Genomic DNA, 15,020 nt, shown 5'->3' on the forward strand with positions numbered 1-15,020 from the left:
TCAACGCCCCAGGACTGAGCCGAAGTTCGTGCCCGAGCCCAGGAACATTCCCGTGGCGATGAGGATCATCGTGGCCGGGAGCATGAACACCAGGGTGACCATCGTCGCCTTGGGGATCGTCTTCGCGGCCCGGCGGCGGGAGTTCTGGGCGTCGGTGCGGCGCATGTCCGTGGCGAGCTGGATGAGGGTGTCGGCGATCGGGGAGCCCAGCTCCTCGCCCTGCTGCAGTGCCGAGACGAACTGGGCCACCTGCTCGGAGGAGTTGCGCCTGCGCAGCTCGTCGAACGCCTGGCGGCGGCTGACGCCCATGTCCATCTGGCGCAGGGTGATGCGCAGTTCGTCCGCCCACGGGCCCTCGTAGTGGTCGGCGACGCGGTCCAGGGCCTGACGGAAGCCGAGACCCGCCGACACCACGACCGCCAGGACGTCCAGGAAGTCGGGGAGGGTGCGGTCGATGACCTCCTTGCGTTCGCGGATCGCCTGCCAGATCAGGGCGTCGGCGGCCAGCAGGCCGAAGCCGAGGGCCATCAGGGCGAAGAGGAGCCGTCCGTTGGTGAGGAAGATCAGGAAGAGCAGGACGCCGAAGACGCCGTACACCGCCCGGCGGGCCGCGTAGCGGTTCAGGGTCAGGCCGCCCGGGTTGCCCGCCATGTCGATGCGGCGGCGCTTGGCGTCCACGCGGCGCGGGCCCATCAGGCGCAGCACGAGCGGGGCGAAGCGCATGCCGAGGCGGTCGACGGCCGAGTCCGCCGTGGAGACCCGGGTCGCGCCGACCTCCAGGGCGAGCGCCATGTCGCCGGGGAGCTTGGCCTCCGCGCGGTACATGCGGACGCCCAGAAGGATGCCTGCGACCGCGAGGCCCATCAGTGCGGCGAGCAGCAGAGCGAGCACCGTGATCCCCTCCTCATACTTCGATCCTGCCGAGGCGGCGGATGACGAAGAAACCGATCGTGTAGAGCCCCATGGAGATCAGCACCAGGGTCTGGCCGAGCGGGGAGCCGGTCACCTTGGCGAGGGCGCCCTCGTTCGAGGAGTTGATGAGGAGGAGCGAGCCGAGGCCGAGGAGCGGGACCGTGAACGCCGTCGCGTTGACCTCGGAGAGCATCGTGCGGACCTCACGACGGGTCTCCTTGCGGTCCTCCAGGGTCTGGGTCAGGTTCCGCAGGGAGTTGACGACAGAACCGCCCGCCTTGTTGGAGAGGACCAGGGTGGTGACGAGGACGACGAGCTCGCGGGACGGGAGACGTTCGGCCAGCTCACCGAGGGTGTCGTCGACCGAGCGGCCCAGTGTCAACTGGTCGGCCACACGGGCCAGTTCCTCACCGGCGGGCGCTTCCAGTTCCTCCGCCGCCATGGCGAGGGCGGTGCGCAGGGCGAGGCCGGCCGCTGCCGCGTTGGCCAGCAGGCGGGCCACGTCCGGGAGCTGGTTGATGAACGCCTCGATACGTTTCTGGCGCTGCCAGTTGAGGAAGATCGCGGCGCTCCACACGCCGACGAGGCCCGCGATGGGTCCGAAGAAGGGCGCCAGGGCGGCGGCCGCGATCAGCCACAGCGCGACGACCACGACGGCGACGTACGTGAAGAACTCGCCCGCCGTCAGGTCCAGTCCCGTCGCCGAGAGCCGCAGCTGGATGGTGCGGCCCAGGCGGGTGCGGCGCAGTCTGCGGTCGACGGCGGCGAAGCGGCGGGCGCGGCCCGCGGCGGTGCGCAGGGGGCCGCCGGAGAGGCGGTCGACGAGGTCCTGGCGCTGGGCGCGGCCGGACGCGTACGTGTGGATGCCCGCCACGGCGAGCGTGCCGCACAGCATGGTGGCGCCGAGGGCGAGGGGGACGGCGTTGTTCACGGCTCGCTCCTCTCTCTCGTGTGTCCGGTGGTGGCCCGGCCGGTCGGCGTCATCCGATGGCCTGGCGGGTGTTGAGGACGTCGATCGCCTCCGCCACCCCGAAGGCGGGCGGCAGCGGTTCGCCCGCGACGAACAGCTTCTCCGCGACCGAGCGGGGCAGCGGCAGGTGTTCGAAGTGGCCGTGGACGACGCGGTCGGGGCCGGTCGGGCGAGCCACGAAGCGGGTGACCGGGACGATGCGGAACTGTTCGCGGCCGTGCGAGACCAGCAGGGCGATCTCGGTGACCTTGCGGGAGCCGTCGGCGTGCCGGGTGAGCTGGACGACCACGTCCACCGCGGAGTTGATCTGGTCCTTGAGCGCCTCGAAGGGGATCTGCACCTCGGACATCGAGCCGAGGGTCTGGAGCCGCATCAGGGCGTCCTCGGCGGAGTTCGAGTGGACGGTGGCGAGGGAGCCGTCGTGGCCCGTCGACATGGCCTGGAGCATGTCGAGGGTCTCGCCGCCGCGGACCTCACCGACGATGATGCGGTCGGGGCGCATGCGCAGGGAGTTGCGGACCAGGTCGCGGATGGTGATCTGGCCCTTGCCCTCCACGTTCGGCGGGCGGGACTCCAGGCGGATGACGTGCTCCTGCTGGAGCTGCAGTTCCGCGGAGTCCTCGATGGTGATGATGCGCTCGTGGGACGGGACCAGGCCGGAGAGGGCGTTCAGGAGCGTGGTCTTGCCGGAGCCCGTACCGCCGCTGACGATGACGTTGAAGCGGGCGCGGACGAACGCGGCGAGCAGCATCAGCATCTGCTCGTCGAGCGAGCCGAGGCCGATCAGTTCCGGGAGGGTGTAGGCGCGCGGGAAGCGGCGGATCGTGAGGGTGGGGCCGGTGAGGGCGAGCGGCGGGATGATGACGTTGACGCGCTCGCCGGTGGGCAGGCGGGCGTCCACCATCGGGTTCGACTCGTCCACACGGCGGTTGACCGTGGAGACGATGCGCTCGATGGTCTGCATCAGCTGCTCGTTCGAGGCGAACCGGAGCGGGAGCTGCTCCACGCGTCCGGCGCGCTCCACGAAGATGGAGTCCGGGCCGTTGACCATGATCTCGGTGATCGACGCGTCGGCGAGGAGGGGTTCGAGGACGCCGAGGCCCAGGGCCTCGTCCACGACCCGGCGGATCAGCTGGGAGCGTTCGGCGGTCGACAGGACCGGGCCCTCGCGGCTGATGATGTGCCCGAGCACGCGCTCCAGGCGTATGCGGCGCTCGGCCGCCGCGAGGCTCGACATCTCCGCGAGGTCGATCTCTTCGAGCAGTTTGGCGCGGTATATGGCGACGAGGTGGCCGTCCTCGCGGCCGGCTCCGCTCTCTTCGGGTGCGGCGATACGGGCTCGCAGGCTCATGGGGTCGCCTCCTCTCGGTGTCTCGGTCTCTCGGTCGTGCGGTCCCGGTGGTTCGGTCCCGGTCGGTGTCTCCGTCAGTCGTCGGTGGGCATCGTGGCGTGGCGTTCCACGGTCACGCTCGGCAGGAGGGGGATGACGGCGGGCACCTGGAGCGTGACCGTCGCGGTGGTCAGGTCGGTGCCCTCGGCAGCCGATACGTTCGGGTTGAGCCATCCGCTCACCGCGGCCTGCCCGGCCGCGGCGCCGCTCTCGCCCTGTGAGGCGGCCCGCGCCGCGGCCCGCGCCGCCGAACCGGCCTGGTTGATGCCGTAGCCGATCAGGCCGAGCTGGATGGCCGCCATCCCGATGACGAGGAGAACGGGCAGGAAACCGGCGAACTCCAGCATGGAGACGCCCCGGTCGTCGCGCGGCCGCTTCAGGAGCCGCTTCACCAGCCGCTTCATCAGTCGTCCCCCTCCAGTGCGGCTCCTGCCGTGCCCTCGACCGTCCAGCCCGCGTCGAAGCCAGGGAAGAACAGGGGTACCTGGGCGGTGACGGTGGCCTTCATGACCGGCCCGGCCGGGGCGCAGCCGATCTGGGCGTCGTCCCAGGCGCCCGGCAGGTTCTCCCCTCCGGCGGCGTCGCAGGCTCCCCCGACATCGCCGTCGACCGCGTACGCCGCAGTCGCCGCCCGCGCCGCCTCGTCCGCCGCGTTCCCGGCAAGGGAGTACGTGTAGCCGTACAGGACGCACTGCCACAGGATCGTCATCACGACCAGCAGGATCGGGAACATGCCCGCGAACTCCAGGGTGACCGCGCCCCGGTCGCCTCCCTTGCGGCGCAGGGCGAGAGCGCCCTTGTCCGAGGAGGACCTGCGGCGACGGCCGCCGCCCCCGGCGGGCTGCTCGGCCACCAGGCCCAGTTCGCCCGCCAGGGCCCACAGTGCCTGCTTGACCGTCGAGCGGGCGTCCAGGTCCTGCATGCGGCCCGCGTCCACGACGGACTGGAGTTCCTTGAAGGCGGCGGGGACCGTGGCGCGGGCGACCTTGGTGCCGGTGACGCGTTCGACCAGGGAGGGCTGTATCTCCGTACCGCGGGCGAAGCGGTTGACGACCGTGCGGGTCTCCTCGGCCTTGCGGATCTGGAGGCGGTCCCACATGCGGACCATGCGCTTGGCGGCGCGGACGGCGACGACGTCGGGGGTGACCAGCAGCAGTGCCTGGTCGGCGAGTTCGACGGCGGCGGCGTTCGCCGCGTTCAGCTGGGCGCCGCAGTCGACGACCACGACGTCGTAGCGGGAGCGCAGGGCGCCGAGGACCTGCCGGGCCACCCGGTCGGTGATCTCCTCGCCGCGCTCGCCCTCGGCAGGGGCTAGGAGCAGCCCGAGCCCGGTGTCGTGGGTGAAGACGGCGTCCTGGAGGACCCGCGGGTTGATGTCGCTGATCGCGGCGAGGTCGGCGATGGAGCGGCGGAACTGCACGTCCAGGTAGGAGGCCACGTCACCGGACTGGAGGTCCAGGTCGAGCAGGGCCACGGAGCGGCCCGACGCCTGTGCCGCGAGGGCGAGTTGGACGGCCGTGACCGTGGCGCCGACGCCGCCCTTCGCGCCGGTCACCGTGACGACCGTGCCGCCGGGTCCCGCGTACAGCTCGGGGGTGCTGCTGCCCAGGTGGCGCCGCATGCCGGTGGACCAGGCGGCGGCGGCCTGGACGCGTTCGGCGAGGGCGTCGTAGCCGAGGGGCAGGCCGACGATGCCGCGTGCGCCGGAGTCCATCGCGGCGGTCAGCACGCTCGTGCTGGTGTCGGCGGTGATGAGGACGACGCCGACGGCCGGGAAGCGCAGCACCAGGTCGCGGATGACGTCGAGTGCGGGGACCGGTCCGACGCGTTCGTGGACCAGGACGACCTCGGGCAGTTCGTCCAGGGATTCCGCGGCCAGCCGGGCCAGGGTGTCCAGCAGGGCCGTGGTGTCGGCGACCGGCGGGGCCGGTTCGGCGTCGGCGAGCTGGCTCAGGAGCGTGCTGAGGGCGCGGGCCGAGTCGATGTCGCCGACGGCGGGCAGGATGCGGACGGTCATCGGCAGGTCCTCGTGTGGGACGACTTCGTGGGGGCTGAGCGCATCACGGCCTCCTACTTGTCCTCGTCGAGGGTGTACGAGCGGTCGCCGGGGGCGACGGTGGCGTCGGAGCCGTCAGCGAGGAGGGCGAGGCGGACGTGCTCGGCGAACGACTCGGCGTACGCGACGCGCTGGGCGTCGGCGGTGTCGAGGGCGAACGTGATGGGGACGGCCTCGCTCGCGGTGCGGCGGCGGTCGTTGCTGGACTGGCCGGGGTCGAGCGCGGTCAGCTTGCCGACGTCGATGACGCGGGCGTTCTCCACGATGACCTTCGACTGGTCCTTGCCGTTGTCACGCTCGTCCTTGAACGTGGCGTAGATGTTGACCCGCGAACCCGGGTTGATCTTGCCCGCCACACCGGTCGCCGCGTCGATCAGGATCGCGATCTCCTGCTGGCCGGCCTCCAGCGCGGGCCGGTCGACGATCATGTCGCTCTGGAGCAGCGAGCCCTTCTTCAGCTGCGTGACGGCGATCTTGCCGCGCACCTCGGAGAGCCTGGTGACCGCGGTGGACGAGAGCCACCGCTCGGGCATGGAGACCTTCTCGAACTGGTCGGCCGACAGCTCCTTGTAGGGCGCGATGTCGTCCTTCAGCCGGTACGCCGTGACCTCGGGGCCGACCTTCGACTTCACGTCGCGGATCACCGACAGCACTCCGGCGAAGGCGCCCACGGCGCACAGGACCGAGAGGACCAGCAGGATGACGCCGCGGCGCTGGCGTGAGTTCACTACATCTCACCTCGTGGGGCGGTTCCGAGTACTTGCGCTGGCCTGCTGTTCTGCTGGGGGTCCGGGGGTCGCCCCCCGGGGTGATGCAGCATGACGCGGACAACCTCGATCGGGGAAGCGGGAGGACGGCGGGGCCTGGCGGTCGTGCGGGGTACTGCGTGCCTCGTAACTCGTTCAACGTGCCTGTTGTGCACCGTTATTCACGTGTACGTGCAGGACATGTTGTGACTCACGTGGCCCCTCGGGGCAGGGCGCGTACCGAAGAGGCTGCCCGCCCGGTGGCCGTCGAAAGCTCCCGTGACGAGGGTGACGGCAAGGGGGCCGCGCAGAAGCCGCAGCGGTCGCCGATGAGCTCCAGCCCGCACCAGTGGCACTCCTCGCGCCGCACGGACGAGACGAGTTGGTACAGCACGGACACGTCGTGGAGGCCCGCGGCGAACTCGACGGTCTTTCCCGTGCCCCACCAGCGGGTCGACTCGGCGGGCAGCGGTACGGTCGCGACGCTCTGCACGCGCCAGGCGGGAGCGAGCGTCCCGGTGACCCACTCGGCGGGCAGCTGCCCGGGCGCGACGAGCATCCGCGTCCCGAACTCGGGCCCGGTGAGCTCCTCCTGGCCGACGCGTACCAGCTGGGGCCGCGGGGTGGCCAGTACGGCGAACTGGGCGCCCGGCACCCACGACTTGGCGTGCGACTTCAGGGACACCGGGACCCGGTCGAGCTTGGCGACCGAGTTCAGCTGGGCGCCCGCGTAGATGTAGTGGGCGAGCAGCCGCGCCGAGGAGGCGAGGACGCCGGGACTGAAGTCGCAGACGGAGAGCTGCCGCAACTGCTGGGCGAGCAGGGCGATTCCGAGGGGCGGCAGGTCGAGTCCGAGCAGCGCGATGCGGTCGCTCTCCAGGACGGACCGCACGGCGTGCAGCCGCCGGGTGACGTCACCCCGCGTGGAGGCCGGGTACAGCGCGATCACGTACCCGTGCTGCTCGATGAGCGCGTGCATCCCGGTGAGGGAGCTTTCGAGGGTGTCGAGGGGCTGGACGGCGGCGGGCGGCGTCTGCCGGTCGTGCGGTGGGAGCACCAGGTCGGAACTGGTGACGGCTATCGCGGTCGGCACGCTGCACACCACCCCGTTCACTGCGGCGGGGTGGTCGGCCACCGCCTCAGATCGCCCCTATTTCGCCATGAAAACCTCACGGACGGACACACATCGCCACGATGGAACCCCTCCGCAACTGCACCTTATCCACGGCATGCGCCGCCCAACACCGGATCCTTGAGATCAATTCACACAAGGTGCCCACGTGATCCACACAGAGTGAGACGCATATGCCCCAACTGAGCGGTCCGACAGGGGCGTTGAGCTCGTCAAAGGTCTTGACAACCCGATTGGTCTGGACCAGTTTGGACGTCCTGCGGTGGCCACCGTGCTCGTCCCTCTTCACCCCTCCTCACCCCCACTCCCCCACCGGAGGCCCCAGTGGACCGCGTACCAGGCATGCCCAGACGCAGAAGGACATGGGCGGGTGCACTCGCCGCCGTGCTCGCCGCGTCCGCCCTCTCCCTGGCCGGCGCCGGCCAGGCCTCGGCCGCGGACGTCAACAACACCAGGAACGCCGGTTACGAGTCCGGGCTCTCCCACTGGACCTGCTCGGCGGGCAGCGGTGCCACCGTCTCCTCGCCTGTGCACGCGGGCGCCGCCGCCCTGAAGGCCACGCCGGCCGGGCAGGACAACGCCCGGTGCAGCCAGACCGTGGCGGTGAAGGCCAACTCGACGTACACGCTGAGCGCGTGGGTGCGGGGCGGGTACGCGTACCTCGGCGCGAGCGGCACGGGCACGACGGACGTGTCGGCCTGGACGCCGGACTCCTCGTCCTGGAAGCAGCTGACGACGTCCTTCACGACGGGCGCGAACACGACGTCCGTGACCGTCTACACGCACGGCTGGTACGGGCAGGCGGCGTACTTCGCCGACGACGTGTCCGTGTTCGGGCCCGACGGGGGCGGAGGCGGCGACCCCGACCCGGTCGTCCCGTCCACGCCGGCCGGTCTGAACGTGGCGTCCACGACCTCCTCGTCCGTCTCCCTCGCCTGGAACACGGTGTCGGGCGCGAGCGGCTACAACGTCTACCGGGGCGGTACGAAGGTCCTCGCGGTGAGCGGCACCTCGGCGACCGTCACCGGCCTGGCCGCCTCCACCTCGTACCCCTTCCAGGTCACCGCGACGAACACGGCGGGTGAGTCCGCGAGATCGGCGACGGTCACCGGGACGACCAAGGCGTCCTCCGGCGGCGGGGGCACCCTGCCCAAGCACGCGGTGACCGGCTACTGGCAGAACTTCAACAACGGCGCGGCCGTCCAGAAGATCTCCGACGTCCCCTCCCAGTACGACATCATCGCGGTGTCCTTCGCCGACGCCACGGCCACTCCCGGCGCGGTGACCTTCACCCTCGACTCGGCGGGGCTGAACGGCTACACGGTCGACCAGTTCAAGGCGGACGTCCGCGCCAAGCAGGCCGCGGGCAAGAAGGTCATCATCTCCATCGGCGGCGAGCGCGGCACGGTCGCGGTGAACGACTCCGCCTCGGCGGCGAACTTCGCGAACTCCGTCCACTCGCTGATGCAGACGTACGGCTTCGACGGCGTCGACATCGACCTGGAGAACGGCCTCAACGCCACGTACATGACGCAGGCGCTGCGGTCCCTGTCCTCGAAGGCGGGCTCCTCGCTGATCATCACGATGGCCCCGCAGACGATCGACATGCAGTCGACGTCGAACGCGTACTTCCAGACGGCCCTGAACGTCAAGGACATCCTCACGGTCGTCAACATGCAGTACTACAACAGCGGTTCGATGCTCGGCTGCGACGGCAAGGTGTACTCGCAGGGCTCGGTGGACTTCCTGACGGCCCTCGCCTGCATCCAGCTGGAGGGCGGCCTCGCCCCGTCCCAGGTGGGCCTCGGCGTCCCCGCGTCGACGCGCGGCGCGGGCAGCGGATACGTCTCCCCGTCGATCGTGAACAACGCCCTGGACTGCCTGGCCAGGGGCACGAACTGCGGGTCGTTCAAGCCGTCGAGGACCTACCCGGACCTGCGGGGCGCGATGACCTGGTCGACGAACTGGGACGCCACCGCGGGCAACGCGTGGTCGAACGCGGTGGGGCCGCACGTGCACGGGCTGCCGTAGGGCGGCGCGTCACCCCGGAGCGGCACCGGACCCGGTCCCGCTCCGGGGTGACGGCGGGATCAGAAGAACTCCGCCCAGGGCTGGTCCCAGACCTGCTTCACGCACAGGACGACGAAGAGCAGGCCCGCGATCGTCAGCATGGCGTTGCTGAGGAGGCCGTTGCGCCACTCGGCCGGGGTGCGTGAGGAGTTGAGGAGCCAGACCAGGGTCAGGGCGAGGAACGGGAGGAAGGCCGCGCCCAGCACCCCGTACAGGATGATCAGGCGGAAGGGCTGGCCCTGGAAGAGCAGGACCATGGGCGGGAAGGTCAGCCACAGCAGGTAGGCGCGGAAGGGCCAGGACCTCTCGTGGGTGCCGGACGCCACCTCCTCGCCCGAGGCGGGCCGCTCCCCCGGGGCCGCGTTTCCGCCGCGGCCGTCCTTCGCCTCCGGCGAGCCGGCGGCCCGGCCGCGGCGGTAGCGCTCCACGAAGTCCGCGAACATCAGGCTCACGCCGTGCCAGACACCGATGAGCGACGTGAACGACGTGGCGAAGAAGCCGATGAGGAAGAACTTGGCGGTCGCCGTGCCGTACTCGTCCGCCAGGATGTCGCCGAGCTGGATCAGGCCCTTGTCGCCGCTCGCGATGGCGATGTCGGCCGAGTGGAGGATCTCCGCGCCGACGAAGAGCATGGAGATGACGAAGATGCCGGTGGTGGCGTAGGCGACCCGGTTGTCGAACCGCATCACCTTCATCCAGCCGGTGTTCGTCCAGCCCTTCGCGTTGACCCAGTAGCCGTACGCGGCGAGCGTGATCGTGCCTCCGACGCCGCCGATCAGGCCGAGCGTGTTGAGGATCGAGTCCTTCTCGTCGGGCAGGACCGGCAGCAGGCCGGCGAACGCCTCGCCGAGGTTCGGGGTGACGCGGATCGCGAGGTACACCGTGACGACGAACATGACGCCCACGAGGACGGTCATGACCTTCTCGAAGACCGCGTACTTGTTGAACCAGACGAAGACCAGACCGACAAGACCGGTGAGAATGGCCCACCACTTGAGGTCCATGACGTCCGGGAACAGCGCCTGCAGGGGCAGGCCCGACGAGGACATGGCCGCCGCCCCGTAGACGAAGCCCCAGACCACGACGTACACGCCGAAGAACCACGAGGTCCAACGGCCGAGGCTCGCCCAGCCGTCGAAGAGCGTCCGGCCGGTGGACAGGTGCCAGCGGCCCGCCGCCTCTGCGAGGGAGATCTTGACGAGGCAGCCGATGACGGCGGCCCACAGGAGCGTGTAGCCGAAGTTCGACCCGGCGATGAGCGTGGCGACGAGGTCACCCGCGCCCACACCGGTCGCGGCGACCACGATGCCCGGCCCGATGTACTTCCAACTGGATTTGCGGGGGCCCGCGATGCTCTCCCCGCTCCCGTGGCTTCCTGTGGTGTCCGCGTTGCCCGTGGTGTCCGCCATGCCGATCAAGAAAGCGCAAAGACGACCGGGGCACAAGAGGGCGTGCGCCGATCACCACCCGATGTGCACAGCGAGGAGATGCCGCCGGGCGGAGCCTCGCCGCGGGTGCGCCGAGCAGGGCGGTGTCGTGTCCGGCCGCCTCGCGGGCGCGCGCGAGCGGCCGGCGCGGTTTCGGTCCGTTCCCGCCACCGGCTTCCGGCCTGCCCTTGACCCGAACATGCCAGACCTTCACGATGAGCGCCACAACCCGCACACAGGGTCCCGTCGGCACTTTCGACGGTCGCCCCGGCACGTCGCACCGATCCACCCCCCGCTCCAATCCCCACACTTCCGGTGATCCCGGATTTTCTGGAGAAACTAGGAGAATCAATGCGACTTCGCAGCAGAGGTAGTGGCGGAGCTTCCGCCACGACCGTCCCGTCCGGCAGACGCGGCCGACGCACCGCCGCCCTCGCCACCCTCCTCGCCCTGGCCCTCGCGGCGCCCATCGCCGCCACCACCGACGCGAGCGGCGCCCCCGGAGCGGCCCCCGCCTCCGACACGGACACCATCCGCCAGTACGAGATCCACGTGCACGGCAGCTCCTCGGCCACCCGTACGGCCATCGCGCAGACCGGCGTGTCCATCGACGAGGCCGACGAGGAGACCGTCGTCGTCTCGGGCCGCGCGGCCCAGGCGAAGAAGCTGCGCCGGCTCGGCTACGAGGTCTCGCCCCTCGGCACCGCCCCGGACCGGTCGAGCGCCGCGGACGTCGGCATCCTCGACTTCCCCTCCGCCGACTCGCGCTATCACAACTACGCCGAGATGAACACGGAGATCAACCAGCGCCTGGCCGCCTACCCGGGCATCATGAGCAAGCGCGTGATCGGGAAGTCGTACCAGGGCCGGGACATCGTCGCCATCAAGATCAGCGACAACGTCGCCACCGACGAGGCCGAGCCCGAGGTCCTGTTCACCCACCACCAGCACGCGCGTGAGCACCTGACCGTGGAGATGGCGCTCTACCTGCTGCGCGAGTTGGGCGCCGGCTACGGCTCGGACTCCCGGGTCACGAACATGGTGAACAACCGCGAGATCTGGATCCTCCCGGACCTCAACCCGGACGGCGGCGAGTACGACATCGCGTCCGGCGCGTACCGCTCGTGGCGCAAGAACCGCCAGCCCAACACCGGCAGTTCGTACGTCGGCACGGACATGAACCGCAACTGGAACTACCGCTGGGGCTGCTGCGGCGGCTCCTCGGGGTCCACGTCCTCCGAGACCTACCGGGGCACGGCGCCCGAGTCGGCGCCCGAGGTGAAGGTCGTCGCCGACTTCGTGCGCAGCCGGGTCGTCGGCGGCAAGCAGCAGATCAGGGCGGGCGTGGACTTCCACACCTACAGCGAGCTGGTGCTGTGGCCCTTCGGCTACACCACGGCCAACACCACGACCGGCATGACGGCCGACGACCGCAACGCCTTCGCCGCGGTCGGCGGCAAGATGGCGGCCAGCAACGGCTACACGCCCGAGCAGTCCAGCGACCTCTACATCACCGACGGTTCGATCGACGACTACCTCTGGGGCAGTCAGAAGATCTTCGGCTACACCTTCGAGATGTATCCGGGGTCCAGTGGCGGGGGCGGCTTCTACCCGCCCGACGAGGTCATCGAGCGGGAGACGTCCCGGAACAGGGACGCGGTGCTCCAGCTGCTGGAGAACGCCGACTGCATGTACCGCTCCATCGGCAAGGAAGCGCAGTACTGCAGTTGAGGCGTGTGCCGTGACACGGGTGCCATGACACGTGTGCCGTCAGGTGAGTGACCGAGGTGTGTGGGGAACTGCGGGGCCGGCGTGGCTGGTCGCGCAGTTCCCCGCGCCCTTACGGGGCGCTCTCCTCGGCCTCTTCGGCGTCTTCGGCGTCTTCGAAGTAGGTGTCCAGGACCTCGTCCAGCCGGGTCTCCCACTCCGCGAAGCGTGACCTGGCCGTCGCCTCGATCTCGATCGGGTACCAGCGCCGGTCGGGCGTGTGCACCGTGATGGTGAAACGCTTGCCGAAGCGCGGGGATTCGGTCTCGACTGCGCCGATCTCGTCCCAGCGGAACTCGGCCTCCTGGTCGTCCAGGCGCAGCCGTACGCCGCTGTGGTCGGCGACGATCTTCGCGCGGCGGTCGGAGGCCTCGAAGACGGGTCCTCCGTCCGGCGCGGGTGCGGGCTCCTCGCCCGAGGCCTCGTCGGCGTCCTCGGGCTTCTCGCCCGCGCTCTCCGTTCCGGGTTCCTCCTTCGAGGCCGGGTCTTCGGGGGCCGGGTCCTTGGAGACCGAGACCTTGGCGGCGGGCCGCTCACCGGCGGCCGGCTCCTCCGAGGCGGCCTCCTCGGCGGCCGCCGCCGTCTCGGCGTCCGGGTCGGCGTCCCTGGGCTCGGCGTCCTTGGGCTCGGCGGGGCGCGGGCCCGTGATGCCGGGCACGAACGCCGGGTCGACCGCGGCGCCTTGCAGGGGCTGGATGTTGGGTCCTATGCGCTGCTCCACAGCGGGCAGTATGGTCGACGATCCTGTGCCAGGAACAGCCGGGCTCCGCTTCGTCCCGCTATATGAAGACGTGCAGACGCCCGGCCGTACGCGGACGCCGGCTAGATGAAGACGCTGAGCGCCGCCGCCATCGCGAAGCCCGCCACCGACAGCACCGTCTCCAGGACCGTCCACGACTTGAGGGTGTCGCGTTCGGAGATGCCGAAGTACTTGGCGACGATCCAGAAGCCGCCGTCGTTGACGTGCGAGGCGAAGATCGAGCCGGCCGAGATCGCCATGATGATCAATGCCAGATGGGCCTGGGAGAGGTCCTGGCCCTCGACGAGCGGGACGACGATTCCGGCGGTGGTGACGATGGCGACCGTCGCCGATCCCTGCGCGACCCGCAGGACGACGGAGATCAGCCAGGCCAGCACGATGACCGGCAGCCCGACGTCGTTGAAGGTGTCGGCGAGCGCGTCGGCGATGCCCGACCCCTTCAGCACGGCGCCGAAGACGCCGCCCGCGCCGACGACGAGCAGGATGTTGCCGACCGGCTTGAGGGACGAGGTGGACACCGTCTCCAGGGACTTGCGGGACCAGCCGCGCCGGATGCCCAGCAGGTAGTAGGCCATGAGCAGGGCGATCGTGAGCGCGACGAAGGGGTGCCCGAAGAACTCGATGACCGAGCGCAGGGTCGAGGGGTCCAGCGCGATCGAGGAGAAGGTCGCGGCGAGGATCAGCAGCAGGGGCGTACCGATGATGAGGAAGACGGTGCCCAGGGGAACGGGCTGCTCCGCGGGGTCCTCGTCCGGGGCGTCGGCGAGGGCGACCGGGGCGCTGTCCGCTCCCGAGCCGGACTCCGGACCCTTGCCTCCAACTCCAACTCCGGCTCCGGCTCCGGCTCCGGCTCCGGCTCCGGCTCCGGTGGCGGTGGCGGTGGCGGTCGTGGACCGGGCCGCGGCGCGGCGGGCGGCGCGCTCCTCGGCGACGGCGGCCTTCGCCTCGTCCGCCGCTTCGAGCATGTCCTGCGGTACGGGGACGAAGAGGCGCTTGCCGATCCAGGCGGCGTACGCCCAGGCGGCGAGCACGGCCGGGATGCCGACGACGATGCCCATCAGGATGACCCAGCCGAGGTCGACCTTGAACAGTCCGGCGGCGGCGACCGGGCCGGGGTGCGGCGGCAGGAAGGCGTGGGTCATCGACAGGCCCGCGAGCAGGGGCATGCAGTAGAGCAGGATCGACTTGCCGGAGCGCTTGGCGGCGGCGTACACGATCGGCGCGAGGACGAAGATGCCGACGTCGAAGAAGACCGGGACGCCGAAGATCAGGCCGGTCAGGCCCATGGCGAGCGGGGCGCGCTTCTCGCCGAAGAGGTTGAGCAGGCGGGTCGAGAGGGCTTCCGCGCCGCCCGACACCTCCAGGATCGCGCCGAGCATCGTGCCGAGGCCGATGATGATCGCGACATGGCCGAGGATGCCGCCCATGCCCGACTCGATCATCGAGACGGAGGTCGAGCGCTGGACGGTGCCGAAGAGTTCGGTGACGGAGAGCCCGGCCGAGAGGCCGACGGCTATGGAGACGGCCAGCAGCGCCACGAAGGGCTGGAGTCTGACCTTGATGATCAGGACGAGCAGCAGAACGATGCCGAGGGCCGCGACGGTCAGCAGGCCCGCGGTGCCGTCCAGAAGGAGGAGCAGGCCGCCTGTGTGGGGTGGTGTCTCGGGGGCCGGTGCGGCTGCGAGGAGGGGTGACATGGGGTGGTCCTCTGCTGGAGTGCATGGTGTTTTCGGGCAGGGGGTATCGCCGTACGTCGTGCGGGTTTGTTTGTGGGGCGCGGGGAGGTGAGG

At 70.4% G+C, this 15,020-nt stretch carries 12 protein-coding genes; 2 read left to right on the forward strand and 10 right to left on the reverse strand.

The features are described 5' to 3' along the window. From KUF83_RS07335 to KUF83_RS07365, 7 genes are all read right to left on the reverse strand, one after another. Nucleotides 1–891 (reverse strand): DUF5936 domain-containing protein, encoded by an 891-nt coding sequence (locus tag KUF83_RS07335; protein WP_308402937.1) that lies wholly within the window; start codon nt 889–891, stop codon nt 1–3. Between the two features lie 13 nt (nt 892–904). After that, nucleotides 905–1,807, reverse strand: a complete 903-nt coding sequence (locus KUF83_RS07340; RefSeq protein WP_217453762.1) for a type II secretion system F family protein — start codon at nt 1,805–1,807, stop codon at nt 905–907. A gap of 85 nt (nt 1,808–1,892) precedes the next feature. Next, the gene (locus KUF83_RS07345; RefSeq protein ID WP_217453749.1) at nt 1,893–3,233 is read right to left on the reverse strand and encodes a CpaF family protein; all 1,341 of its coding nucleotides are present in this window, start codon (nt 3,231–3,233) and stop codon (nt 1,893–1,895) included. A gap of 74 nt (nt 3,234–3,307) precedes the next feature. Continuing rightward, nucleotides 3,308–3,676, reverse strand: coding sequence for a TadE/TadG family type IV pilus assembly protein (locus tag KUF83_RS07350; RefSeq protein ID WP_254643499.1), 369 nt, complete (start codon nt 3,674–3,676; stop codon nt 3,308–3,310). Then, a complete protein-coding gene (locus KUF83_RS07355) occupies nt 3,676–5,289 on the reverse strand; it encodes an AAA family ATPase (protein WP_217453750.1) in 1,614 nt (537 codons plus the stop codon). Before KUF83_RS07355 ends, KUF83_RS07350 begins: the two co-directional genes overlap by 1 nt. A 53-nt stretch (nt 5,290–5,342) precedes the next feature. Then, nucleotides 5,343–6,056, reverse strand: a complete 714-nt coding sequence (gene cpaB / locus KUF83_RS07360) for a Flp pilus assembly protein CpaB (protein ID WP_217453751.1) — start codon at nt 6,054–6,056, stop codon at nt 5,343–5,345. A 229-nt stretch (nt 6,057–6,285) separates the two neighbouring features. After that, on the reverse strand, nt 6,286–7,167 hold the full coding sequence (locus KUF83_RS07365) for a hypothetical protein (protein WP_308402938.1): 882 nt from the start codon (nt 7,165–7,167) through the stop codon (nt 6,286–6,288). 381 nt (nt 7,168–7,548) lie between these two features. Here KUF83_RS07365 and KUF83_RS07370 point away from each other — a divergent pair, with 381 nt between their 5' ends. Next, nucleotides 7,549–9,237, forward strand: coding sequence for a chitinase (locus tag KUF83_RS07370; protein ID WP_217453753.1), 1,689 nt, complete (start codon nt 7,549–7,551; stop codon nt 9,235–9,237). A gap of 59 nt (nt 9,238–9,296) precedes the next feature. Here KUF83_RS07370 and KUF83_RS07375 read toward each other — a convergent pair whose 3' ends face one another. Continuing rightward, nucleotides 9,297–10,685 (reverse strand): Nramp family divalent metal transporter, encoded by a 1,389-nt coding sequence (locus tag KUF83_RS07375; RefSeq protein WP_217453754.1) that lies wholly within the window; start codon nt 10,683–10,685, stop codon nt 9,297–9,299. Nucleotides 10,686–11,054: 369 nt separating this feature from the next. Between KUF83_RS07375 and KUF83_RS07380 the strand changes: the two genes are divergently transcribed. Further along, nucleotides 11,055–12,434, forward strand: a complete 1,380-nt coding sequence (locus KUF83_RS07380) for a M14 family metallopeptidase (RefSeq protein WP_217453755.1) — start codon at nt 11,055–11,057, stop codon at nt 12,432–12,434. A 109-nt stretch (nt 12,435–12,543) separates the two neighbouring features. On the opposite strand, the gene KUF83_RS07385 is transcribed toward KUF83_RS07380, so the two are convergent. Together KUF83_RS07385 and KUF83_RS07390 are read right to left on the reverse strand one after the other, a co-directional pair. Then, entirely contained in the window at nt 12,544–13,191 is a 648-nt protein-coding gene (locus KUF83_RS07385; RefSeq protein WP_217453756.1) for a hypothetical protein, read from the reverse strand. Nucleotides 13,192–13,292: 101 nt separating this feature from the next. Next, nucleotides 13,293–14,927, reverse strand: a complete 1,635-nt coding sequence (locus tag KUF83_RS07390; protein WP_217453757.1) for a GntP family permease — start codon at nt 14,925–14,927, stop codon at nt 13,293–13,295. Nucleotides 14,928–15,020 lie beyond the last annotated feature (93 nt).

It is taken from the genome of Streptomyces sp. BV286, from assembly GCF_019090165.1.
GTDB lineage: Bacteria > Actinomycetota > Actinomycetes > Streptomycetales > Streptomycetaceae > Streptomyces.

What these genes read in the sequence shown, in the direction of transcription:
- KUF83_RS07340 (WP_217453762.1), bottom strand. Translation starts at nt 1,807, where the DNA reads ATGCTGTGCGGCACGCTCGCCGTGGCGGGCATCCACACGTACGCGTCC.
- KUF83_RS07345 (WP_217453749.1), bottom strand. Translation starts at nt 3,233, where the DNA reads ATGAGCCTGCGAGCCCGTATCGCCGCACCCGAAGAGAGCGGAGCCGGC.
- KUF83_RS07350 (WP_254643499.1), bottom strand. Translation starts at nt 3,676, where the DNA reads ATGAAGCGGCTGGTGAAGCGGCTCCTGAAGCGGCCGCGCGACGACCGG.
- KUF83_RS07355 (WP_217453750.1), bottom strand. Translation starts at nt 5,289, where the DNA reads ATGACCGTCCGCATCCTGCCCGCCGTCGGCGACATCGACTCGGCCCGC.
- KUF83_RS07370 (WP_217453753.1), top strand. Translation starts at nt 7,549, where the DNA reads ATGCCCAGACGCAGAAGGACATGGGCGGGTGCACTCGCCGCCGTGCTC.
- KUF83_RS07375 (WP_217453754.1), bottom strand. Translation starts at nt 10,685, where the DNA reads ATGGCGGACACCACGGGCAACGCGGACACCACAGGAAGCCACGGGAGC.
- KUF83_RS07380 (WP_217453755.1), top strand. Translation starts at nt 11,055, where the DNA reads ATGCGACTTCGCAGCAGAGGTAGTGGCGGAGCTTCCGCCACGACCGTC.
- KUF83_RS07390 (WP_217453757.1), bottom strand. Translation starts at nt 14,927, where the DNA reads ATGTCACCCCTCCTCGCAGCCGCACCGGCCCCCGAGACACCACCCCAC.